Consider the following 22668-nt stretch of genomic DNA (forward strand, 5'->3'; position numbering starts at 1 on the left):
TATATAAGACGCTTAAAAGGGCAGATCTAGTTGGACAGACTGAAGTCAAATATTTAGAATGTTGTCATAGCACATCATTCTAAATACGCTTATTTAGTACCAGTTCTTTGTGCACGCACAGGTTTAAATACAGACGATACGTACATCATTAACCCTGCAATACCAATTCCTAAAATAATGTTAAATGACTGGCCAGTGTAGAAGCCGCTGCCGAAATAGAAAATTTCACGTAATCCTTCAGATGCAAAGCGGATAGGAACCCAAGGGCGAATGAAGTTTACAAAGAAATCAGGTAGCATTTCTTGTGGTGTCATTAAAACTCCCATTCCCAATAACATGACAACCATGAATAATGTAATGGCCGGTTTACCAATCCAGGCAGTTACCCCAGAAACTAATAAGAAGAAACAGAAGGCTGCAAATGATACGAATGAACCAACCAAGAAGTAGCTAGGCATATTAATACCAGCGATTAAACCAAGCGTTGCAACGGTAAAACCAGAGAATAGGGCAATAATTATGCCGAATAATGCTTGACCTCCCATTAGGTGTAAGGCCTGTTTACGTGTTAACAATTCTTTTTTTAAAATGTTTGATGAAGCTAAGAATACAATGAAGCCACCGATTAAGGCACCTACCCAGGCAGGCACTGCCATTAAGGTTGGAGCACTTCCGTTTGCCGTTGAGGCTGTAACGGCATTGAATACTTTTTCTTCAGAAACAATCGGATTCACAAGCACAGATGCCTTGTTAGCCTCTATTTGTTGGCCGTCCATTTGAGCAACAAAATTTGAAGAATATTGGTTGTTTAATTGAGTAATTAAAGCTGTTAAAGCAGTCTTCGCATAATTTGCACCTGTTATGTTATAACCTTGGTTAATATATACCTGTAAAGTTGCTGGAGAGTTGTTTGATATCGCATTCTGTAAGGAATCATTATACCCTTCAGGAATGATTAAAGCTGCATAATACTCTTTATCATCAAACGCTTCTTCAATATTTTCTTCCTTTTCATTTGTAAAAGCTAACATCGGTTCTTCGCCGTCAGTGCCTTTACTCATTTGTTCAACAGCTGATTCCACAGCGTCCACATGTACACCTTGATCATTTACAATAAGTGCAACCGGTAAATTTCTTACTTTTGGGTTTCCCTGTGCAAATAAGTTTAATGAGAATAGAGCAATTATTAATATAACTGCAATGGGAGCTGCCCATGCTAATTTTTCTTTAAATAATCTCAATCATTTTCTTCCTTTCTTAGTAAACAACATATTGTTCCGTAATATTTATTCATTTTATAATTAAGGTGTAAGCAGAAGCAATAAACAAAAGTAAACAGTGTGTTCATTTTTGGGAATAGAGGGTTTTTTATGAGTATTTATGAAGAAAAAAATCGTAAAACTAAACAACTTATTCAACGGTCATTTTTACAAATACTAGAGAATAAGCCGTTTGAAACGATTACGATAGGTGATATTGCTAAAACAGCACATATAAATCGCGGAACATTTTATTTACATTATCTAGATAAATTTGATTTGCTTGACCAAATTGAACAACAAATGTTTAGAGATTTAGGAAAACATATTGACCAATTACAATCTGGATATTCATCTACATATACATTTGAAAAAGACCAAGAGCAATTAGCAGCAACTTTATTCAGCTTCATAAAAATGCATGCTCCATTATTAAAAATATTTTTAAGCAATCATGGCAGAGCAGGTTTTCACATTAGGTTTAGAGATGCCTTTGCAGAAAAAGTACGTATTAATTTAGAGAAAAACGAAAGCATTCACACAAGGTTAATAGGTTCTATGGACTATTTTTTATCGTTTATTACATCTGCTTTTTTAGGATTAATCGAACAATGGGTCCAAAATGGTCTAGATAAAACACCTGAAGAAATGACAGCCTTATATATTGATATTATTTCTTTTATTCAACAAAAGTAAGGGAGCTTTTAAATCTGGGAAAATTCATCCTACAACGCTGTTTCGTGTCTAAACAAAAGCTCTATGAAAGCCAAGATTCTTGGCTTTTTTTATTTTTCCAGCGACGAATGAAAGAGCGAACGTTTGTTTTGAGCGAAAATGTGTTCCCTGCTCTGATTATCCCCTATAATGGAAAACAATGGCTGGTTCAATAGAGCCGCCATAAGAGAACAAAACGGAGGATTAGGATGGCAAACGGGAGAGCGCATAAGAAAATTAATCTAATATTTTTAGCAATTGGAATCGGGGCCGTGTTGATCAGTTCACAGCACTATGTACATGGGATATCCGTGATAATAGGATATCTCTTCGGCACCTATTGGATGAACCCTGATTTGGATATAAAAAGCAATCCGTATCGGCGATGGGGATTCTTACGATTCATGTGGATTCCCTACCAAAAATTGAAGCATCGCTCCATCTGGACACATGGGTATGTGATTGGAGATATCATTCGGTATCTTTATGTAACGGCCTGGATTATGTTAGGAGCGGGTGCAATGAGTATCCTGACAGGTGTGCCATATACTGCATATATAGACCAATTAGAGGAGATTGTCATTGAACATAAATTGTCTATCTTATCCTTTATTGTCGGGAATATGCTTTCATCTACTGCACACATTTTGACCGATCATGCTTCAACCACATTCAAAAAGATCTTTTAACCAAAATCCAAATCTCTTTTCGTCTAGTAGAAAAGGGATTTTTAACATTTCAAGAGGGATTATCGTTTGTTAAACTCCAAACGTTTTCCCCAAAAAACCGTTTAAACAATCATCCTACTGATGTAAGATCAACTTAAAGAATTATTGAATAAAAAAAGGCCATAAGGATACAAGCTAGCTCAAAAAAAGAGGCAAAATCAACTCAATGATTTTGCCTCTTACATTAATCGCACAATACTTTTACTACTGCTTTTTTTACAGCTTGTGGTTGTTGCACACAAACACCTGGCATATGAGCGTCTTGGGGCATAAACACCGCAAAACATCCCTCTTTCACGATAAGATGGTTACCGTCGCCATTTAAGAACATTACATCATTTTCTTTTTGTTCCTCTACGACTTCTGTATCTTCCTTATTTGTATAAACCATTCTTTCCTCGCCTTTAATGACGTATTGGATATCTGTATATGAATAATGAGCTTCCATGCGACAGTCTTCAATAAGCTTTGTATCATATTCTTGAATCATTACGAAGACCTTGTCATTTTCAATTTCATACTTTCCTACCGGCAAAGCCTGCAAATCATTTTCTATTAAAAAAGCAAAGGCTTTCTTTAATCTTGGATGCACTCCATTATATAATGGAGCATTTGATAATTGATCGATAATCATATATGTTTCCTCCGATAAGCGATTTATCTTATATAAGTATATAAAATAGTAACATATCCAGTATTAGCGATACAAGAACTTGTATACCAGTCTGGTTTATAGGATAACAAATAGTGAAATGACACTTCCTTTATTTGGATATAGATAAACTGTATAATCAAAGGTATCCAGCTATAGTAAGTGCTTCTGGAACATTGTGAGTATGAGAGATAGGCAAGAAAAAGATTGAACGGTGATTTCTATATTACTTATTTTTTAGTGAGACAATATCCAGAATAGAATGGTGAAGAATCCCAGAAAGTTAGAAATGATTCGAGAGAACGTGATAGTTAAATGAGATGATTTGGATTTGTAACGAGGACTACAATCGAGACAAGCAAAGAAGGGGAGAATTACGAATGGAAGAGTTGATAATCAGACTAGTAGAGTTAAAGGGAAGCCCTTTTGAATATGGGCTAAAGCAAAGTGATGAAATTAAGTCGACACTGATTTCAAATCAACTGCGTTTACTTGAGGATTTGAGCACTCCTTCAAATACGAAGAAAGCAAAAGAGATATTAAAGGATCTGTCGCCGAAACTTTTAGAGGAACTTAGAGGCTTAGCGGAAGGACTGGATATGGAGTTAGACACCATCATTAGACTTTATAGCGGCTATGATGTGACTTTTCCATCAATGGGTTGTACGGCATTCATAAAGGATGACTATTATGTGCGAAACTATGATTTTAGTCCTGAGCTTTATGATGCTAGACTTGGTTTCTCAAAACCAAGTAATGGCTATGCCAGTGTAGGATTTAGCCAGCAGGTAATTGGCAGACTTGATGGGATGAATGAAAAAGGGCTTGTAGTTGGATTACATTTTGTAAATAGTGAACATAAATCAGCAGGTTTTCTTGCGACGACAATTGTAAGAATACTATTGGAACAGTGTGTTGATATAGAAGAAGCAATCGACCTCATTTCAATACTTCCCCATGGATATTGCTACAATTATTCTATTACTGATCCGAGCGGAAAAGGTGTAATAGTAGAAGCCTCTCCTCAGAAACAGATTTTTAATTACAGCCCTCCGTTAATATGTACAAATCATTTTCAATCAAAAATATTGCAAGACAACAATAAGAAAGAGATACAAGGATCCATAAAACGTAAAGAGTATGTAAGCAGTCTATTAACAGAGGAACTTTCTCCTTTAACAGCGTATCGTCATTTTAATGACGGCAATTCTCCTTTATTTTTTAACTATTATAAAGAGTACTTTGGAACTTTGCATACAGTTGTTTATTTGCCAAAGGAATTAAGTCTTATCGTTGGTGTAGGGGAGAATAGTGAACCAAAAATGTTTTCCTTAAGAAAATATTTGGATGGTAATATTAATCTTCCTAAAGTATTAAAAGGAACGATTCAACAAGCGGAATAAAATAAATGGTCCATCCCTCTGTGGTGTTGTTTAAGTAGGACATTGTTTTTAAACAGAATAGATGGCAGCGTAAATTAAAAAACGGATTAATCCCATCAATCAGTAGGGCTAGTCAGATGAGCATTTTATGGAGAAGGATTGTAAATAACTTTATAGCGGAGACTAGTATGAGATTTTTTATTGAGTATATTACAATCAGTTATCTTTTTTATTTTTCCTTTTATATCCATTAATGGGTGTGGTATGATAAGAGATAATTAAAATAATATCTGAAGATTTTCAGGAGAGGTTCATAGCGGATACCCTCTATAAAAAACTATGGATACATGTCATTCTCGCCATGTCCATATATTGGACGTGGCTTTTTTGACTTTCTAAGTAGTTATTTTTATAGAAAAAGAGCATGCCCCTCCTTGGAATGATTAGATATCTAATTCAAGGAGGGTTATTTATGTCTGGTCGGCATCAAACAGAAGGATTAGAGGATTTAACGTTATTAGGAAATCAAAATGTGAAGTATGCATTTAATTATGCACCTGAAGTATTAGAGTCTGTAGATAATTTACATTCAGACCGGGATTATTTTGTTAAGTTTAATTGCCCTGAGTTTACAAGTCTCTGTCCAATTACGCAGCAACCGGATTTCGCGACCATGTATATTTCGTATATTCCGGATAAAAAAATTGTAGAAAGTAAGTCACTAAAATTATATTTATTTAGTTTCCGTAACCATGGAGATTTCCACGAAGACTGTGTCAATATCATTATGAATGACTTAATTAAACTGCTAGATCCACGTTATATCGAGGTGTGGGGTAAATTTACTCCACGTGGGGGTATTTCAATCGACCCTTGGTGTAACTATGGCCGTCCAGGTACGAAGTTTGAAGAAATAGCAAATTATCGTTTAATGAATCACGATTTATATCCAGAAAAAATTGATAATCGCTAACTGCAGGTTATGAAAATATCAATAAAATCCTTATAGCCAAGGGAGAGGTTGTTAGCAACCCTCTATAAAAAACTATGATGAACAGCGCATCTATCTTAGTGCTGTTTTTCATTTGAATGGAGAATGATCAATGAAGCAAGAAAAAGCATTAGTCGTGTTTAGTGGCGGACAGGATAGTACGACATGCTTGTTCTGGGCAATAAAAAAATTTGGAGAGGTAGAGGTTGTGACATTTAATTATGGACAACGTCATGCATTAGAAATTGAATGTGCAAAGCAAATCGCTAATGAATTAAACGTCCATCATCACATTTTAGATATGTCATTACTAAATCAACTTGCTCCAAATGCATTAACACGCGCTGATATTGATGTGAAGGATGGTGTGGAAGGTGAGTTGCCATCAACATTTGTACCGGGCCGCAATTTATTATTTTTATCGTTTGCAGGTGTATTAGCAAGACAAATTGGTGCAAAGCATATTATTACAGGTGTTTGTGAGACTGATTTTAGCGGATATCCAGATTGTCGAGATATTTTTATAAAATCGTTAAACGTCACAATCAATTTATCAATGGAAGAAGCCTTTGTTATACATACACCTTTAATGTGGTTGAACAAAGCAGAAACGTGGGCCTTGGCAGATGAATTAGGTGCATTTGATTTTGTAAAAGAAAAGACCTTAACGTGTTATCAAGGTATTAAAGCGGACGGCTGTGGCGAGTGTCCCGCTTGTAAGCTGCGTCTACAAGGAATGCACACATATTTATATACCAAACAGCATATAGGAGGATCAAAATGATACGCATTCTATTTTATTTAGCATCAATTGTAACGGCAAATGTACTGACAGCCCGCTTTGCGCCATTAGAATTTTGGATATTCATAGTTCCATTGGGCTCATTCTTAATTGGTGCAACATTTATCTTCCGTGATTTGGTCCAGAATAAACTTGGTCGTAAGAGGACATATGGTTTTATTTTCTTAGCTCTAGTATTATCAGCTACTGCATCTTATTTATTAGGAGATACTCTAATTATCGTCGCAGCCTCTGCATTATCATTTTTGATAGCAGAAACATCTGATACAGAAATTTATACACGTTTAAAACTGCCGATGGCTTGGCGTGTCTTTTATAGTGGAATGGTTGGTGGTTTGTTAGATTCAGTTGTGTTCGTCATTGTAGGACTGAGTCCATTAGGCGCTGGATATATTCCTTGGTCAGCTGTACCAGCTGCGATTATTGGTCAGATTATCGTGAAAGCATTTATGCAAATGATTGGTGCTTATCTATTAGGGAAAGGGTTGTCTTATAAAGAAAAGCATCTGGCGAAAGTATCCTAATAATTACTTTCATTAATGTTATACTTGAATCAATTCAGATGTCAGAAAAAAAGCAATTCATAAGGGGATGAAGGTTTGGGTGGTGTGTTTCTTTGATAAATTTGAATTTCAGAAAGTGTAAGTTCAAATTGTTCAGATGGTAAAAATGCATCTATAAAAACCTCGTCCCTTCACTAGAGTATATGTTGGTAACTTTGTTTTTTCGACAAAGATTTTTGTACTCTTTTTATATACTAATAGAAAAATATGAAAGAAGGGGCCGTCACCAAATTCAATCTACACTGCTTTGAGGATAATCCTGTTTTTGTCTCTATAAACCAAGCAAATTTCATATTGGTTTTGGCTTAGGTCCTCCATCAGGTTCGTTATTATCTTTACCGTTATCGGGACGAAACTTATCAATAATTATATCTATGATAGTCCATAAAACTTTTTTAATAATTTGTTTTATTAATTCATTGTCCTTTATCCAACTAAAAAATTTACCAAAGAAGTTAATCATTTTCTAACCACCACTTTTCATTAATCATTGTTTGAGCTATTTTTGCCATTCTTTTATATCTTTTATTGCTAGCTACCTTCTGTAACATTAGAATTTTTAAGTTTCCATTAGTAATATTTGGTGTATCTTTTAAAATTTCTTGTGTATAAAGAGTAAGTTCATCGATATCAAAAGAATACCGATTTACTATTAATTCTTTTATATCTTTGGCAGAAAGAGTATGTTTATTTTCCTTAATTAATACTTTTTCCACTGCTATTTCTACTAAATACTCAAAATAATTCATTTTAAGTATAGGATACTTTTTGCTCTCTTTTTTAATGATTTTATCCTGCTCTGTACTAAATTTTTCAGCGTGTTTAGTTGGCATTTTAATCACCTCTTTAAGAGTTAATAGTGTTAAAAAATATAATTTTAGTCTGTTAAATAATCTTTCATTTTATATGTTTGATTTTATTTGAATATTCTGATAATGTCTAGTGTTATGATGTGTAAACTTTAATTATTTCAGGAATAATTGTTTGATCTGCTGTATATTTCATTTACTAAAAGAAAGAATTTAAATTGGAACTAAAAGTTGCTAATAGTAAAGTTAGAAGGATTTAAGCAGTCTATTAAAAGAGGGGAATTACCGTGATATTAATGTCGGTAATACTCCTATATTTTTTCAAACTATAAAAGCTAACTTGGAACACTGTATACTGTTATGATTCAGAATTATGTTTTATTATTGGGATTGGTGAGAATATTGAAATGAAACACTTCCGCTAATTGAGTATTTGAATGGAAGGTTAATAGTTCCATTTTTTGAAGAATAATTAATTAAAGCAGATAGATAGTTGTTATATAAGTGACTATCATATAAATAACAAAAGCATAAGAACTAGAACTTTAATTGTTCAAATGCTTTTGTCTGGGTTCAAAAAGTCTCTTATTTTTTATCCTTACAATGCATGGAAGCTACGTAACCAAAGGTCATACCTGGTCCCAATGTTGCTCCTGGTCCAGGATAAGAATGACCCATAATGGATGATGAGCAGTTACCACAAGCGTATACATTATCAAATACAGTCCCGTCTTCTTTGACAACCCTTGCTAATTCGTCTGTAACTACCCCGCCTTTAGTGCCGATATCCCCTGGGTAGACTTTCATTGCATAGTAGGGGGCCTCATTAATTTCAAGTAAATTAGGATTTGGCAGAGAAGGATCTCCGTAATATCGATCATGCGGCGTTTCACCTCTATGGAAATCTAAATCCTTACCATTCCGGGCAAATTCATTGAATCTGTTCATTGTTTTAACTAAATTTCCTTGTGGTATATTTAATTTGTTTTCTAATTCCTCGACTGTATTTCCTTTCAAAACAACACCATTGTCATAGTATGCTTGAGGGAAATCTTGCCCAGGGAATAGGCCAGTAAATATATATCTTTTCTTAGCCCTTGCATCTAAAATAATCCAGGAAGTGATGGCTTTCCCATCTGTTTTTTCATTATGCTCATACATTTTATCAACGAATTCATGATATGGAGTCGGTTCATTAATATAACGATTTCCGTCTTGATCAACGATAATCATGTTCGGTAAGCCTCTATCCGCTACTAAGAAAAATGGCATACCCAAATGATTAATGACAGTAGGTGCACCCCAAACTCTGTCCATTAAGCCAAACTTCGCATTTAATTTTGCGAACGGTTCAATAATATCACCAGTTTGACCTTTTGGTGAACTTGTCCAATTCACATCTTGTGGACTTGGAAGATATTTATCTCTCTTTTCTTGATCCCTGGAAAATCCACCTGATCCAAAAATTAAGCCTTTATTGATTTTGATTGTTACTTGTTTACCGTTTTTGTTTACGATTAGGCCCGTTACTTTATCGTTCTCATAAATAAAATCAACAAATGGTGAATCAAGCCACATTTCACCGTTTAAATCTTTGTAAGTTAGAGCCAATCGAGCTATTAAAGCTCTTCCTAATGCAGCATAATCTTTCTTGAATAATTTATGCTTAATTAATCGCCATCCAAGTGTTAAGGAAGCTCTTTTTCCTGCCCAGGACCTGGTGATCATATTCACTTTAACGAAATCCTGTCCTGTCATAACGAAACCTTTTGTATCCATAGCAGGAGGGAGAAGCTTACTCTTCCAATCTTCTAATTTATTTAAATCAATCACTTTAGGTTCGATTGACCGGCCAATTCCTTTTCCACCCGGATGTGTCGGGTAATAGTCAGAGTAATTATTTGCATAGGTGAATCTCATATGTGGGCTCAAATTATGCATATAATCCAGCATTTCGATCCCTTTTTTCAAATACGTTTCTTTAATTGTATCACTTACTAAATCACCAACAGTTGAATCTAAATATAATTTAGCCTCTTCAAAGCTATCGGCTACACCAGCCTCAACTAAATATCTGTTATTCGGAACCCATACTCCGCCGCCTGATAAAGCAGAAGCTCCTCCAAAATGCTTTTCCTTTTCGATTAGCAGTGTACTTAACCCCTCTTTTTTTGCAGTAATGGCAGCAGAAAAACCTGTTGCTCCAGAACCGACTACTACTACATCATACTCGTAATCCCAACCCATCTAAAAATCCCCCTTTGAGTAGTGTCCGCGCAAAATAACTAATCTCTTTAATAAAAACCATTAAATATTCAGACAATTAAATTTTACAGTATTTAGAACAAATTATACAATAATATTTGGAAATATTTATTAATTTCGCAATCAGTAGAAGGACTGAATTGACCATATTTAATAAATGACATTAGCATAGAGAGTGAAACGAGAGTTTATTTTAGAAAAATGTATTATTACAACTGGTATTTAAGAATAATTTAACGAACAATGCCCATTCGACTTAAATAGGGTGAGAGGTTAGTTTACTAATGGATGCCAAAAGAAAATAATAGTTGTTATTGAGATTGGCACTTTGAAAATTATAAGAATTACAAAATGGTAGAAAAAGAATTGATGAAGATTTGATAAAGGATGTTCGACGGATATGTTTTATCGTCTAAATAAGTGAAGGGAAATATCCAAAATAATCAGACCCTGATCAACTTTGGAGATCAGGATCTTTTTCATAGGTTAGAGTGCTCTAATTAGTACACTGTAATTTTTTCTTTTCTCAAAAAAACTTATATTTTCTTAACTTCTACCCAAGCATCGGTAAGATGGATGCCCTCTAATGTTGCCTCTTTAAAGAATTGATCTATTGAATCAAATGACTGATCTGAACCAGTATGACTTTCCAATACCCATATATTATCTTTCTGTATAACATGGTAGCTATTCTCTTTATACATAAAGCTGGATACGACATTATACCCATAATCCGTATTTTCTCTGATCATTTCCATCTTTAAATCTTCTATAGAGTAATTTATTTTTTCTATAATCATATCAGCATAGCTTCTCACATCAGAATCTGTATCATTTTTAAATAACTCAATGAATTTTTCCAAGATATCATCGCTAAAATCATAAGTATAATTATTCCAAATTTTATTAGCTATAGAGATCCTTAAATCATCATCAGGATGTTCGCTCAATTGTAATAACTTTATGCCATACCAATCTAAATCTGCTTCATCATCAATAGTATCAAATTGAATAATTTCAGAGAGTGTATCAGTATCATCTTGTTCGATTAACAATTCAAAGTCTTCTTTACTATATGTAACAATAGAGTAGTCTTCGTCATCGGGTAATTCTATTTCCGCAACATATAAGTTTTCTAGAAATTTATCAAAGTTTTCAGCGATTTGTATTACTAGTGAAACCTCCTCATTATTATCTACGTACACAATTGGCGGATTTGAAGAAGTATGCCGATAATCAAAGGCCAGCCAGTAATGACCATCACCATTAAACAAAACAAGGCCTTTAGGCATTTCCCATTCTTCTATTAATTCTTCACTATCTAGTATTCCTCCATTTTTGCCAATTCCATCGAGGTATTCTACTTCTATGAATAAATCGTCAAATACTTCATGCTTGGGAGCGGGATGAGCATTGTAGATGATACTCCCGCCGTTTTGATCTTTTAATAATTTTATGTAGGATTCTGGAAGTTTAACACCCAGCTTTTTTTCGGCCATTTCAATAATTGAATCAGTGACCGGTAGTGGTTTGTAACCTACATCTTTATCCCATATGCTGCTTTTCAAAATCTCTTCACCTAATTTCATATAAATTATTGCTCAATATATAATTCTACAAAGTCCCATTTAATCCTTTACATATATTGGTTGATGGATAATCCATTGTGTGACTTTAAATATAATTTGTATTTCAGAAAAAACGAAAGGAAGATAGAGGAAATGGTGATAACGTGACATTTTTTAAAAGATGAAATGAACGAGCCATCTATTTTAAGTCATTTTATTCATATTATAAAATGGCTTTATAGTTTAATATAAGGGAATAAAGAAAATCGTCCAGATTGGAGATTTATGTGATGAATGAAAAATTTATTAAAAATGAACAATTAAATTTTATAAAAGAACAGATTGCCTTAATAAAGGATAGTAAGAAAAAGAATATACCTCAAAATATTTTGGACGCTGTCGTTTCCTTAGCAAATGTAAAAATTCTGGACCTATTTCCAGATAAAAGAACAGGAATATTGGAAATGCTTGATTTATCTATGCTGAAAACAGATAGAGAGTATGAAGCGTACGTACAGCGTCTTGAGGACTGTGTGCTTACTTTTCCACAAATTACAGAGAGCCAGTTAAAAAAATTATTCCCGAAACAGAAAAAATTAAAGCTGCCTGATTTATCAAATATAGACCACAACGAGTTGACCTATTTAAGCTGGAACGACCTAAGATCCAATAAAAAATTTATAATTTATGAAATGGAGGAGAAAATGGTCGGTATCGTATGTCAGCTTGCACCGACCAGCACGAAAAATATTTGTTCCTTTTGTAATAATATTGGGGAGGTTGCCTATTTTTCCACTGTAACAAAAGCGAAAAAAATGAACAACCCAGATTATTACAAGTCTATAGGTAATCTTATATGTGTCGATAGCAGAGAATGTAATAAAAAGATAACGAACGTGGAGTATATAGAAGCTTTTCTAAAAGATTCACTAGGAACGTGAATGGTTTAGGTGAAAGAATACTATTGTTTGTATTTTTTGTACATGCAGAAATGAATAAAGCGTTGGTTACTATCAAAATTAAATAATATAGATATTATAGATGGCACTCAAATAGGGTGCCTTTTATTTGGTTTACAGTACAAATTATATAGTTTTGTTCATATTCTTTATGGAGTATCTAGTTATTTTTAAGTTAACAAGTAGAAATATAGTCAGTAATAGAGAAGCTGATAAAAACATACTTTAACCGTCTTATAGTGAATAACACCCTCCCAATATACCAAAAGATACTCCTCCCTATGAATTAGGTGGAGTATCTTTTGGTTTGAGCTGGTAATAGTTTAGCAGAGTTCAAGCGCTGCCTTATAGTGATGCCGAACCATGCGGCAAGGATAGCTTTAATAATGCCGACTGGTAAAAATGGATAAATACCTGTTACTAATGCTTCCTGCCAGGATAGCGCCGCAAATCCTTTTAACCAAATGCATCCAATGGCTAAGGTGATACACATACCGATTAGGTTTGCGAGAAAAGCTTGACTGTATGTATAGGATGTTTTTTCTAACCATAGCCCAATCAGAAAAGCTGTTGGAATGAATCCGATTAAGTAACCGCCCGTTGGTCCAAATAAAATGCCCAATCCGCCAGTGAATTGAGAGAATACAGGTAAGCCTATAAGACCGAGTGTTAAATAGACTAATACTGTAATCGTGCTATGTCTGGATCCCAAGATGGTTGCCACAATCCCAACGGCTAATGTTTGTCCTGTAATAGGAATGAGAGGCAAAGGAATGGTGATTTGGGCTAACAGACAGATGATGGATGCACACATTGCTGTGAGAACTAGCTTTTTCGTTTTATCATGAGCCATAGACAGTCACCTCAATCGAAAATAAGTAAACTAATTTAAGTAATAGGTTAACATATTTTACGGAGATTTAACAAGATTTCTATAAATTAAAATTTAAACAATTGTAATTTATAGAAAATTCTATCAAATCAAACTAATATAGTGATATTATTTAAATGAGTATAAAGATCTAGAGATTAAGGGGGATTCATTTGAGTAAGAAGGCCATAATTATACCAATTATTACAGGTTTTATCATGTTGCTGCTTTATTATGTGTATAATGTAAGACTGGAAACAACTCTGCCTGATGATGGGTGGGGAAGATCAAGCAATTTGAAAGCATCATCAAAATATCCAATGGAGTATTACAGTTATCAAAAAGATGATGAGTTACACATTTTTATGCCGGATGAGACAGACGTTTCTCACAAAGTATTCGATCAAAATTTTAACCTGTTAAAAGAAGAATCCATCCAAGCCGAAGTGGCACCGGCAGAACCAATTTGGGCGTCCGATGGTCAGCTGGTTTATATGGACGATGATAAGTTAACCATCAACCAAGAGGGAACGAATCAGGCTATCGACCAAGACATTAGCTCTTTTACACCTATCCAAGCTGGAGTTCTCTTTTGGAATCAGAATGAACTAAAAGAATATAATGCAGGTACAGGTCAAACAAAGCTTTTACATACATTTGATCAACCTATTTACACAGCACTGCAGGCTAAAAATGGAAAGTCCTTTTTAGTAGGACTTCAAATATCTGATTCCGAGGTTCATTTTTATTCATTATATAATGGAAAATTTAAAAAGCTGCTCGAGCATTCAGCAACTGGTGGGGAAACAATTGAGAATATCATCTATGATGCCGGAGACAAAAAAGCTACGGCTATTATCGAAAAATATATGATGGCACAGGGACAAAGAGCCTATCAAGCGTTGGAATTGAGCTTTGATTTAGCTACTTCAAAAGTAGAAAAAAATGAGAAGTATACTTTTTATGATGAGAAGAATGGGAGTGAGTTAGAGAATCCTCGCTATTTGCAAATTTCCTTCCAGGATAATAAGCCGGTAATCTTATTTGTTGCTGAGGGAGATCGAGTTGCAAAGCGTTCTGGATATAATGTTTACTATGCTACGCAGCAAAAAGGAGCCTGGGTAGCTGAGAGGAGAAGTAATACGGAAGACACTCCAGCCAGACCTCAATGGCTTGATCAGAATTATATAACTTGGCAAACGTTTGATGGGAAGGAATATGTGTTGAACGGCACAACGGATGATGATCGATATATCGAAACTTCACAAAAAATAACCAAAGAAGATTATACCTCCGCTCTATATTATTCTATTTCTGGCATATTCAGCGGCTTTTTTATGCTAGTGCTCGGACTGGTATGGGTTGTTCCGCCATTGGTCTTTTACGGAATCCTGTCGTTTATCAAGAGTGATATTTTCGAAAGGAATGAACGCAGTTGGGTAGAGCCGGTGGGAATTCTGCTCTATATCGGTACTATGATCTACATGCTGAATGAGGTCTTATCAGAAAGGTCATTCTTTGCGGCTCCATCATATTTAAACTTCGATGGCAGCTTGATTATTTGGCCTTTAATCATCAGTATTGTTACGTATATGATCTATCGCTGGGTGATGAAGGAAGATACAGGTTTATTTGCTGGATTATTTTACTACATAGGCTATAATTTATTAGTTATGACCTGTTTATTTGGGCCATACTTATTGTGAATAACGTTAAGAAGAATACCAGGCAATCATGAAACGATTGTCTGGTTATTTTGTCGTATCGGGAGTATGAATATAACGTTACTTGGAAGATCCCAAAATCAATTTAGTAAGAGATTTCACTGCTCGGTTTATATAAATCAATATAATGGATCGGTAAATCCCTAGTGAATTTAATTATTCGTTTAAATATCTTAAAATGAGTGAAAAATTCATCAAATAAGAGAGGTTCCTGTGAATTAAAGTCATACACGGACAAAAATTGTTCCATTATTTCACATGTCTCCGGGTCATTCAATATTCCATGAACTTCAAGCGGCACTTCGAATTTTAAATAAAGATGATCTAACCCAAAATCAGAAAAGACCAAAGCAATTTGATTTCTGTACATGTTTCCACCTCCAATAAGCAGTATGGTGATTTGTTTAGTCTTTCAAACAGAATTCTTAAAATATATAAAGAAAGGATTGGTGAAAGAGTGATAAGTGGTGTAAATCAGGAGATTGACGAGGAGAAACTACGGCTCGAATTTATAAAAAAATACATGCAGGTTGTCATTGATACAGCTGAAACAAACAAAGAACAATTTATGGAAAAGATGAAGGACATCTTTAAAGATGAAGACTGGGTAGAGAGTGCGGGGTATTCGCAGCTTTTAACTAGTGCAAGCTTCTATCAGCTCTCAAGGTCCGAACTGGAAAGTCTAATTAAGGCGATACCTAAACCGTATTTTGCGCGGGTTGATTTCACTTCTCGTGAGGGTGGCGGAATGGAGAAGCTTTATTTTGGAAAGACATCCTTATTCCAGCGTGACAATCAGGAGCAATTGATTATTGATTGGCGTTCACCTATTGCTAATTTATACTATGAAGGCCGGTTGGGAGAAGTGAGTTACACGTCAGAAGGTGAAACTTATGACGGTACGATTAGTCTGAAAAGGCAATTCATCATTGAAGATGGAGAGCTGCTCGACATACGGGATATCGATGTCACGACGGTGGATGAATTATTGCAGGAGTCTCTTGCCGGCAGTTCTGCCAATCGATTAACAGAGATTGTTGCAACGATTCAGGAGGAGCAGAATCAAATCATACGAGCGGATTTAAATAAACCTATTATTGTGCAGGGAGCTGCAGGAAGTGGGAAGACAACGATTGCTTTGCACCGTATTTCATATTTTTTGTATCACTATAAGGATGTATTCCAGCCTGAACAATTATTAATTTTAGCACCAAGCTTTTTATTCCTTGATTATATATCAGAGGCTCTCCCAGAACTCGGTGTTGAGAAAGTAAGGCAAATGACCTTCCAGGGATATGTAGAAGAGGTGCTGGGGAAGAAAATTAAATTGACAGAGGATACTAAGCTACGTGATATCCTCAAGGATCAACAATTCGTTCACATCTCAAGCATCAAAGGTTCCTCTCTATTTCAAGGGGTGCTTGACCATTATGTAGAAGAAATAAAAACCGGATTAATGGTGCATGAAGACTTTCGGGTTGATAAGTTTAAATTGTATACAGCAAAACAGTTTAATCATCTTTTATACAATGAGTATACCTATTTGCCGCTTTATAAACGAATCGAGAAACTAAAAAAAGTCCTTCAAAATCAAGTACGTTTGAATAAAGATAAAATGCTGAAAAAAGTAGCTCAGCATTATGAGGTCAGAATTGACAGGGCCTTAAACTGGAAGGGTGATGAGAAAAAGCGGAGGCAATACATTTCGCTGGCTTTGGATAAAAAAGAGGCGAGGGTCAATGATCTGAAAATGGAAATCAAAAAAGCCGTCCAGGATTATATGAGCTATTTTGATAAGAGAGATATATGGACACTTTATAAAGAATTATACAGCAACCCGGACAGACTGGTTCAATACTCAGATCATAAACTCAGTAAAAAAGAGGCGTTAGAACTTTGCGAAAGCAGTGAGAATATCTTTTCTAAGAAAAAGTATGAGCTTGAGGACTTAGGCCCTATTCTGTATTTATATGCAAAAATTTATGGAGTTAAGCCGGAGAAAAAGGCAAAGAATGTAGTGATTGATGAGGCGCAGGATTATAGCTTTATGCAGCTTCAAGGGCTTAAAACAGCTTTGGAAACAGATATGTTTACCCTTGTCGGTGATTTGGCGCAGGGCATCCATTCTTACCGGGGAATAACCGACTGGCAGGATGTAAGACAATCCATTTTTCCAAGAGCCATTTATAGAGAGCTGAAAAAGAGTTACCGAACAACCGTCGAGATTATGAATGAAGCCAATCAATTATTAAAACGGCTCTCCACTTCATTTCCGGAGGTTGAACCAATCATTCGACATGGCAAACCACCTGTATTTTTAGAAATCACATCAGATGAGGAATGGTCTGAGCAGATTTCTAGTCAAGTAAGGCAGTTAAAGGAAGAGAAATTCAATACTTTCGCGATTATTACAAAAACTGAGGAAGATGCAGCGATTGTAAATTCCATTCTTCAACAGCATACTGAGCTTGACCTCTATTTACTTGAAGAAACAACATCTATTCCAAAGGATAAAATAGTAATTGTACCGTCGTACTTAGCGAAGGGACTGGAGTTTGATGCTGTATTTGCTGTCACATATAATGAAGTATACTCGGATAACCATGAGATCGATATTAAACTATTGTATGTCGTAATGACCAGAGCTCTTCACCGATTGATATTAATGGGGAAACAGAAGCGGGCATTTATTCTCTAACCTTTGTTGGAGAAAATTGTCCCTTTTTCTATTTGTTTTGGAAAACACGTTTACGGTATATAGGTAAGCGGTTGTAAGTAGTGTAAAATAGATAAGTAGATTGGATTAGGGAGGTAAGGCAGGGAGAATGAGAAATACAGTTTTAGAAGTCAAATCAATCAGCAAAGAAATAGCTGGTTCTGATATTCTTAAAAATATCAGTTTTGAAATAGAAGAAGGCGAAATTTTCGGCTTAATCGGACCTAATGGGGCTGGAAAAACGACCTTGATTCGAGTGATTTGCGGACTTATGAAGAAAAATGCCGGTCAGATTAGAATCATGAATCACGAGGTAGGAACGTCTTTTGTTGACGCTATCCAACATGTAGGAGCTATTATTGAAAATCCAGCCTTCTACGATTATTTAACGGGGTGGCAAAATTTAGAATTATACGCTAATTTATATTCGAATATCTCATCTGATAGAATAGAAGAAGTTGTTGAATTAGTAAATCTGACAGAAAAAATTGATGACAAGGTACATACATATTCGTTAGGAATGAAACAAAGATTAGGAGTCGCCCAGGCCATTTTGCACAACCCGAAGATTTTGATTTTGGATGAGCCGACAAACGGATTGGACCCAGAAGGTATGCGTGATTTACGTAATCATCTTCTTTATTTGGCCAAAGAAGAGAATATATCGATTCTCATTTCCACTCATCTTTTATCTGAGGTAGAAATGCTTTGTGATCGAATTGGCATCATAAAAGCGGGTGAATTATTGGAGATTACAAATGTAAAAATGGAAAATCATGTACTTATTATTGAAGTGGATGATGTCCAACATGCTTTGTCTGTATTAGATGCAAATTATGAGGTTATTTCATATAAGGGAAACCTTATTCGCTTATCAGCTGAAAAAAAGGATATCCCGCTGCTTAATGAATTGCTGGTTCTGAATAAAGTGAAAGTATATCAGCTTGCTTATGACCAAAATCAGTTGGAAGATACCTTTTTACAGACGATTTCAACGAGGGAGGTCGGAATATCATGAGGTCATTACTTTATAACGAACACTATAAAATGACAAATAACAAAATGGTCAAATACTCCTTTCTGGTGATGCCTTTGTTGATTTGTTTATTACCATTCATTTTTACAAAACTGATTAAAGGAACAGACGGAAATGTGATTGACTTTATGTCTGTGCTATCCAACTTCCTAATCATCACGATATTTCTAGCGATTGGTTTGGCGGGGAGTATACTGGCTAATGAATTTCAAACAGCTACAATTAAACTGTTATTGATCCGTCCGAGAACAAGGTCAATGGTCTTATTTGCCAAATGGCTTACGATTCAATTGTATGGTATATATTTATTAACCACTACATTTATCTTTTCCTGGCTTATTGGAGGAATCGTTTACGGTTTTGGAGCGGGCTATGGGCTTATGTTTCAAAAGTTATTGTTAACGTATGGAATTACGTTTTTGGAATTGATGCTGATTTCAACCTTTACATATGCAGTATCTGTCGTATTTAAAAATAGTGCCTTTGCAATTGGGTTTGGAATAGCTGCGTTACTTGGCGGGAAGTTTGTAACGGAAATTGCAGAGTTGCTGGAGCTGTCCCTTGGCAAGATTTTGCTCTTTGCCAATACACAGTGGGACCAATACTTATTCGGTAATACACCTATCCTGTCTGGAATGTCACCAGGCTTTTCGATCATCATCCTTATCATGCATTTCATTTTCTTTTATGGTGTTGCTTGGTTTTTCTTTGCAAAAAGGGATATAACAGTATAAAGTAAAGGCCTGAAAGGGTGAGAATGATGATTATTAGTGCCAGCAGGAGAACAGATATACCTGCGTTTTACTCTGAGTGGTTTATGAATCGAATCAGAGAAGGCTATTATATGAAGGTGAATCCTTTTAATCGTCATCAAACAAAGAAGGTTTCACTTTTGCCGGTAGATGTGGATGCAATTTGTTTTTGGACAAAGAATCCAAAACCGATGAATCCTTATATTCCTGAATTAGTGGAGATGGGCTACCGTTTAATGTTTCAATATACTCTAAATGACTATCCAAAAGAGATTGAGCCAGGGATGCCAGGTTTATCTAACAGAATGAAAGAGTTCCAGTATATATCTGATTTAATCGGGCAGGAGAAAGTAATCTGGCGATACGATCCCATTGTGTTAAGCAATAAAACGAATGTGGAGTATCATATCGAGCGATTTACTCATATAGCAAAACAATTATCCGGGTTTACTTCGCGTGTAGTGATTAGTTTTCAAGATTTTTATACGAAGACAAAAGGTAGACTTGCTAATCTGGAAAAGGTCGAGGGCTATCAATTCGATGACTGGCTTGACCCTAACAATCGGTCAGCTTTAAATGCATTGACCCGTACCATTGGTTCAGTTTGCAAGCAATATGGAATGGTATCAGAGACTTGTTCGGAGATTATTGACTTGGATACACACGGAATCAAACATGGCGCGTGTATTGATAAAAACTTTATTGAAGAAGTATTTAACCTGCAATTATCCGGTAAAAAGGATAAATACCAGCGGACTGAATGTGGGTGCATGGAGGCAGAAGAGATGGGTTCATATAATACATGCCCATTTGGCTGCGTATATTGCTATGCGGTAAGAAGTCCGAAGCTGGTGCAGACAAATAGACAAAAACATGATCCAACTAGTCCTTATTTACTGATAAACGGGTAAAATAATGATATACTTAAGGATCGTATAAAGGAAGCGGTGAAGAGTTAATGAGTTATTTACAACCAGGTATTAAAGCAACATTAACAGTGGAAAGAGAGGTTTCATTCGGATACTTTCTTTCTAATGGTGAAGAAGATGTTTTGCTTCACACACATGAAATTGTTGGTGATCTTGAAATAGGGCAAGAAATAGAAGTTTTCTTATTTAACGATAAAGAAGGTCGATTGACAGCCTCCATGAAATTGCCAACCATTACTGAAGGTGAATATGATTGGGTTCCGGTCGTGGATGTTCATCCAAGCCATGGGGTTTTCCTTGATATCGGACTTCAAAAGGATTTATTGATCTCCAGTGACGACTTACCAAAGTTGAAAAGCTTATGGCCAGAAGTCGGCGACCAGCTTTATGTTACATTAAAAGTCGATAATAGAGGCAGAATGTTTGGACGTCTTGCTACTGAAACAGTTGTACAGGAATTAAGCGAGCATGCTCCTGAATCAATAAAAAATAAAGATTTTGAGGGAAGAGCTTACCGTTTATTAAAAGTAGGCACCTTTATTTTAACAACTGAAGGGTACCGTTGTTTCATTCATGAGAGTGAACGTGCCAATGAACCAAGACTGGGTGAATTGGTCAAGGGCAGAATTATTGAAGTTAAGCCTGATGGCAGTACAAATGGCTCGTTACTGCCACGTACGCATGAACGCCTTGATGAAGATGCGGAAGCAATCTATACTTATCTTGAAAGCCGCGGAGGCAGTATGCCTTATTGGGATAAATCGGATCCGGAGTCTATCCAAAAACGCTTTGGTATGAGTAAAGCAGCTTTTAAACGTGCTCTCGGCCGACTAATGAAGGACCGCAGAATTACACAAGATGATGGCTGGACGAAGATAACGAAACAATAAGGGGAATGGATATGAATATACTTTGGGACTTTGACGGCACTTTATTTGATACCTATCCCGGTTATGCGAGAATGGTCAAAAGTGCAGTGGAGACATCTCTCTCAGAGGAAGAAATCTTTTCCTTGCTAAAAGTGTCATTTGGCCACGCGTTCAACGAACTTAAGCTAACCGAAGAACAAATTAAACATATTCATATACTTGAAAGGCAGTTAAAGCCCTTGGATTTCAAGCCGTTTCCGGGAGTGAAGAATGTGCTGGAGGCAGCTGATTTAAATGTAATCATGACGCATAAATACCGTGAAGGTGCCGAGAGTATTTTAAAAGCAAACGGAATGGATCAATATTTCACAGAAATAGTAGCCATTGATGACGGATATCCAAAAAAACCTCATCCGGCAAGCTATCAGTACCTGCACGATAAGTACCGTATTGATCTCGCGGTTGGGGATAGGGAGTTAGATATTTTACCTGCCAAAAGTATTGGCATAAAAACCTGCTTATTTCAGAATGATACGTCAGGTGCGGATTATTATGTTAATAGCTATGATACGTTTTTTGAGATTGTTAAAAGATAAGTTAAGTTCAACAGGTGGAGAGAGAACAAATTGTTCTTTCCCACCTGTTTTGCTTTTTATGGATAGATTATAACGAATCCCTTGCTGGAAATAGATTTTTAACATATATACTTTACTAATAAGATTGCTGGATTAGGAGAAAAGAATAGATATGAGGTTAAATAGCCATTAATAGAGCCGTTATTCAGAATAATAGAGCCAATTTTAGTGATAATAGAGCCGATTCTGACCAGAATTCAGCCGAATTCAGCAATAATTGAGCGAATCAGTAAGGAAATAGAGCGGATTAGTTTTCCAATGGATATTTTCTCAATCTTTAGGATGTATAGCGATAAATGAACATCCCATGAGTACAATTACGTAATTCGGTATCTGTAAGGGTTAGTTCACATATTTAAGATTTACATTAAATTTTGATCCTCAAAGCGAAATATCTTTACATTCCAAATAATTTATCCTTATAATTTAATTTACTAATCAAAA

At 35.5% G+C, this 22668-nt stretch carries 22 protein-coding genes and 1 riboswitch; of the genes, 14 read left to right on the forward strand and 8 right to left on the reverse strand.

From position 1 onward, the window contains the following. Positions 1-89: 89 nt before the first annotated feature. Entirely contained in the window at positions 90-1241 is a 1152-nt protein-coding gene (locus tag AC4D4A_RS01570) for a YhgE/Pip domain-containing protein (protein ID WP_490994272.1), read from the reverse strand. A gap of 129 nt (positions 1242-1370) precedes the next feature. On the opposite strand from AC4D4A_RS01570, the gene AC4D4A_RS01575 reads away from it, so the two are divergent. Together AC4D4A_RS01575 and AC4D4A_RS01580 are read left to right on the forward strand one after the other, a co-directional pair. Next, a complete protein-coding gene (locus tag AC4D4A_RS01575; RefSeq protein WP_490994273.1) occupies positions 1371-1955 on the forward strand; it encodes a TetR/AcrR family transcriptional regulator in 585 nt (194 codons plus the stop codon). Between the two features lie 227 nt (positions 1956-2182). Further along, a complete protein-coding gene (locus AC4D4A_RS01580; protein ID WP_490994274.1) occupies positions 2183-2662 on the forward strand; it encodes a metal-binding protein in 480 nt (159 codons plus the stop codon). Positions 2663-2885: 223 nt separating this feature from the next. On the opposite strand, the gene AC4D4A_RS01585 is transcribed toward AC4D4A_RS01580, so the two are convergent. Continuing rightward, a complete protein-coding gene (locus tag AC4D4A_RS01585; protein ID WP_490994275.1) occupies positions 2886-3335 on the reverse strand; it encodes a NanQ anomerase/TabA/YiaL family protein in 450 nt (149 codons plus the stop codon). 398 nt (positions 3336-3733) lie between these two features. On the opposite strand from AC4D4A_RS01585, the gene AC4D4A_RS01590 reads away from it, so the two are divergent. The 4 genes from AC4D4A_RS01590 to AC4D4A_RS01605 all read left to right on the forward strand — a co-directional run bounded on the left by AC4D4A_RS01590 (position 3734) and on the right by AC4D4A_RS01605 (position 7052). Then, positions 3734-4756: a C45 family autoproteolytic acyltransferase/hydrolase gene (locus AC4D4A_RS01590; RefSeq protein ID WP_490994276.1), complete on the forward strand. Its 1023-nt coding sequence runs from the start codon at positions 3734-3736 to the stop codon at positions 4754-4756. Between the two features lie 279 nt (positions 4757-5035). Further along, positions 5036-5082, forward strand: a riboswitch (PreQ1 riboswitch). Positions 5083-5207: 125 nt separating this feature from the next. Beyond that, entirely contained in the window at positions 5208-5708 is a 501-nt protein-coding gene (gene queF, locus AC4D4A_RS01595; RefSeq protein ID WP_490994277.1) for a preQ(1) synthase, read from the forward strand. Positions 5709-5838: 130 nt separating this feature from the next. After that, complete coding sequence (queC, locus tag AC4D4A_RS01600; protein ID WP_490994278.1) at positions 5839-6510, forward strand: 7-cyano-7-deazaguanine synthase QueC; 672 nt, start codon at positions 5839-5841, stop codon at positions 6508-6510. Then, positions 6510-7052, forward strand: coding sequence for a VUT family protein (locus AC4D4A_RS01605; RefSeq protein ID WP_490994746.1), 543 nt, complete (start codon positions 6510-6512; stop codon positions 7050-7052). Before queC ends, AC4D4A_RS01605 begins: the two co-directional genes overlap by 1 nt. Positions 7053-7380: 328 nt before the next feature. Here the strand turns inward: AC4D4A_RS01605 and AC4D4A_RS01610 are convergent, their stop codons facing one another. The 4 genes from AC4D4A_RS01610 to AC4D4A_RS01625 form a co-directional block, all read right to left on the reverse strand. Beyond that, positions 7381-7554 (reverse strand): hypothetical protein, encoded by a 174-nt coding sequence (locus tag AC4D4A_RS01610; protein ID WP_490994279.1) that lies wholly within the window; start codon positions 7552-7554, stop codon positions 7381-7383. Further along, complete coding sequence (locus tag AC4D4A_RS01615; protein ID WP_490994280.1) at positions 7547-7924, reverse strand: hypothetical protein; 378 nt, start codon at positions 7922-7924, stop codon at positions 7547-7549. The genes AC4D4A_RS01610 and AC4D4A_RS01615 overlap by 8 nt, the downstream gene beginning before the upstream one ends. Positions 7925-8485: 561 nt before the next feature. Beyond that, positions 8486-10147, reverse strand: a complete 1662-nt coding sequence (locus AC4D4A_RS01620) for an FAD-dependent oxidoreductase (protein ID WP_490994281.1) — start codon at positions 10145-10147, stop codon at positions 8486-8488. 554 nt (positions 10148-10701) lie between these two features. Then, positions 10702-11754, reverse strand: a complete 1053-nt coding sequence (locus tag AC4D4A_RS01625; protein ID WP_490994282.1) for an SMI1/KNR4 family protein — start codon at positions 11752-11754, stop codon at positions 10702-10704. Between the two features lie 269 nt (positions 11755-12023). Here AC4D4A_RS01625 and AC4D4A_RS01630 point away from each other — a divergent pair, with 269 nt between their 5' ends. Continuing rightward, positions 12024-12674 carry a FusB/FusC family EF-G-binding protein gene (locus AC4D4A_RS01630; protein ID WP_490994283.1) on the forward strand — a complete coding sequence of 217 codons (651 nt, stop codon included), beginning with the start codon at positions 12024-12026 and terminating at the stop codon, positions 12672-12674. Positions 12675-12978: 304 nt separating this feature from the next. On the opposite strand, the gene AC4D4A_RS01635 is transcribed toward AC4D4A_RS01630, so the two are convergent. Next, complete coding sequence (locus AC4D4A_RS01635) at positions 12979-13545, reverse strand: biotin transporter BioY (RefSeq protein ID WP_490994284.1); 567 nt, start codon at positions 13543-13545, stop codon at positions 12979-12981. A 191-nt stretch (positions 13546-13736) separates the two neighbouring features. Between AC4D4A_RS01635 and AC4D4A_RS01640 the strand changes: the two genes are divergently transcribed. Continuing rightward, positions 13737-15269, forward strand: coding sequence for a hypothetical protein (locus AC4D4A_RS01640; RefSeq protein WP_490994285.1), 1533 nt, complete (start codon positions 13737-13739; stop codon positions 15267-15269). Positions 15270-15372: 103 nt separating this feature from the next. Here the strand turns inward: AC4D4A_RS01640 and AC4D4A_RS01645 are convergent, their stop codons facing one another. After that, on the reverse strand, positions 15373-15657 hold the full coding sequence (locus AC4D4A_RS01645; protein ID WP_490994286.1) for a hypothetical protein: 285 nt from the start codon (positions 15655-15657) through the stop codon (positions 15373-15375). A gap of 87 nt (positions 15658-15744) precedes the next feature. On the opposite strand from AC4D4A_RS01645, the gene helD reads away from it, so the two are divergent. From helD to AC4D4A_RS01675, 6 genes are all read left to right on the forward strand, one after another. Then, positions 15745-17985: an RNA polymerase recycling motor HelD gene (gene helD / locus AC4D4A_RS01650; RefSeq protein ID WP_490994287.1), complete on the forward strand. Its 2241-nt coding sequence runs from the start codon at positions 15745-15747 to the stop codon at positions 17983-17985. Positions 17986-18112: 127 nt separating this feature from the next. Then, positions 18113-19021 (forward strand): ABC transporter ATP-binding protein, encoded by a 909-nt coding sequence (locus AC4D4A_RS01655; RefSeq protein ID WP_490994288.1) that lies wholly within the window; start codon positions 18113-18115, stop codon positions 19019-19021. Next, positions 19018-19773, forward strand: a complete 756-nt coding sequence (locus tag AC4D4A_RS01660) for an ABC transporter permease (protein ID WP_490994289.1) — start codon at positions 19018-19020, stop codon at positions 19771-19773. The genes AC4D4A_RS01655 and AC4D4A_RS01660 overlap by 4 nt, the downstream gene beginning before the upstream one ends. 26 nt (positions 19774-19799) lie before the next feature. After that, on the forward strand, positions 19800-20702 hold the full coding sequence (locus tag AC4D4A_RS01665; RefSeq protein ID WP_490994290.1) for a DUF1848 domain-containing protein: 903 nt from the start codon (positions 19800-19802) through the stop codon (positions 20700-20702). Between the two features lie 47 nt (positions 20703-20749). Continuing rightward, positions 20750-21610: a CvfB family protein gene (locus AC4D4A_RS01670; RefSeq protein WP_490994291.1), complete on the forward strand. Its 861-nt coding sequence runs from the start codon at positions 20750-20752 to the stop codon at positions 21608-21610. An 11-nt stretch (positions 21611-21621) separates the two neighbouring features. Further along, positions 21622-22185 carry an HAD-IA family hydrolase gene (locus AC4D4A_RS01675; protein ID WP_490994292.1) on the forward strand — a complete coding sequence of 188 codons (564 nt, stop codon included), beginning with the start codon at positions 21622-21624 and terminating at the stop codon, positions 22183-22185. The last annotated feature ends 483 nt before the right edge of the window (positions 22186-22668 follow it).

The sequence above is a fragment of the Pradoshia sp. Z5_111 genome (assembly GCF_058267535.1).

Excerpts from the sequence above, each read along its gene's own strand:
- AC4D4A_RS01575 (WP_490994273.1), top strand. The coding sequence starts at position 1,371 with ATGAGTATTTATGAAGAAAAAAATCGTAAAACTAAACAACTTATTCAA.
- AC4D4A_RS01580 (WP_490994274.1), top strand. The coding sequence starts at position 2,183 with ATGGCAAACGGGAGAGCGCATAAGAAAATTAATCTAATATTTTTAGCA.
- AC4D4A_RS01585 (WP_490994275.1), bottom strand. The coding sequence starts at position 3,335 with ATGATTATCGATCAATTATCAAATGCTCCATTATATAATGGAGTGCAT.
- AC4D4A_RS01590 (WP_490994276.1), top strand. The coding sequence starts at position 3,734 with ATGGAAGAGTTGATAATCAGACTAGTAGAGTTAAAGGGAAGCCCTTTT.
- queF (WP_490994277.1), top strand. The coding sequence starts at position 5,208 with ATGTCTGGTCGGCATCAAACAGAAGGATTAGAGGATTTAACGTTATTA.
- queC (WP_490994278.1), top strand. The coding sequence starts at position 5,839 with ATGAAGCAAGAAAAAGCATTAGTCGTGTTTAGTGGCGGACAGGATAGT.
- AC4D4A_RS01610 (WP_490994279.1), bottom strand. The coding sequence starts at position 7,554 with ATGATTAACTTCTTTGGTAAATTTTTTAGTTGGATAAAGGACAATGAA.
- AC4D4A_RS01615 (WP_490994280.1), bottom strand. The coding sequence starts at position 7,924 with ATGCCAACTAAACACGCTGAAAAATTTAGTACAGAGCAGGATAAAATC.
- AC4D4A_RS01620 (WP_490994281.1), bottom strand. The coding sequence starts at position 10,147 with ATGGGTTGGGATTACGAGTATGATGTAGTAGTAGTCGGTTCTGGAGCA.
- AC4D4A_RS01625 (WP_490994282.1), bottom strand. The coding sequence starts at position 11,754 with ATGAAATTAGGTGAAGAGATTTTGAAAAGCAGCATATGGGATAAAGAT.
- AC4D4A_RS01630 (WP_490994283.1), top strand. The coding sequence starts at position 12,024 with ATGAATGAAAAATTTATTAAAAATGAACAATTAAATTTTATAAAAGAA.
- AC4D4A_RS01635 (WP_490994284.1), bottom strand. The coding sequence starts at position 13,545 with ATGGCTCATGATAAAACGAAAAAGCTAGTTCTCACAGCAATGTGTGCA.
- AC4D4A_RS01645 (WP_490994286.1), bottom strand. The coding sequence starts at position 15,657 with ATGTACAGAAATCAAATTGCTTTGGTCTTTTCTGATTTTGGGTTAGAT.
- AC4D4A_RS01655 (WP_490994288.1), top strand. The coding sequence starts at position 18,113 with ATGAGAAATACAGTTTTAGAAGTCAAATCAATCAGCAAAGAAATAGCT.
- AC4D4A_RS01660 (WP_490994289.1), top strand. The coding sequence starts at position 19,018 with ATGAGGTCATTACTTTATAACGAACACTATAAAATGACAAATAACAAA.
- AC4D4A_RS01665 (WP_490994290.1), top strand. The coding sequence starts at position 19,800 with ATGATTATTAGTGCCAGCAGGAGAACAGATATACCTGCGTTTTACTCT.
- AC4D4A_RS01670 (WP_490994291.1), top strand. The coding sequence starts at position 20,750 with ATGAGTTATTTACAACCAGGTATTAAAGCAACATTAACAGTGGAAAGA.
- AC4D4A_RS01675 (WP_490994292.1), top strand. The coding sequence starts at position 21,622 with ATGAATATACTTTGGGACTTTGACGGCACTTTATTTGATACCTATCCC.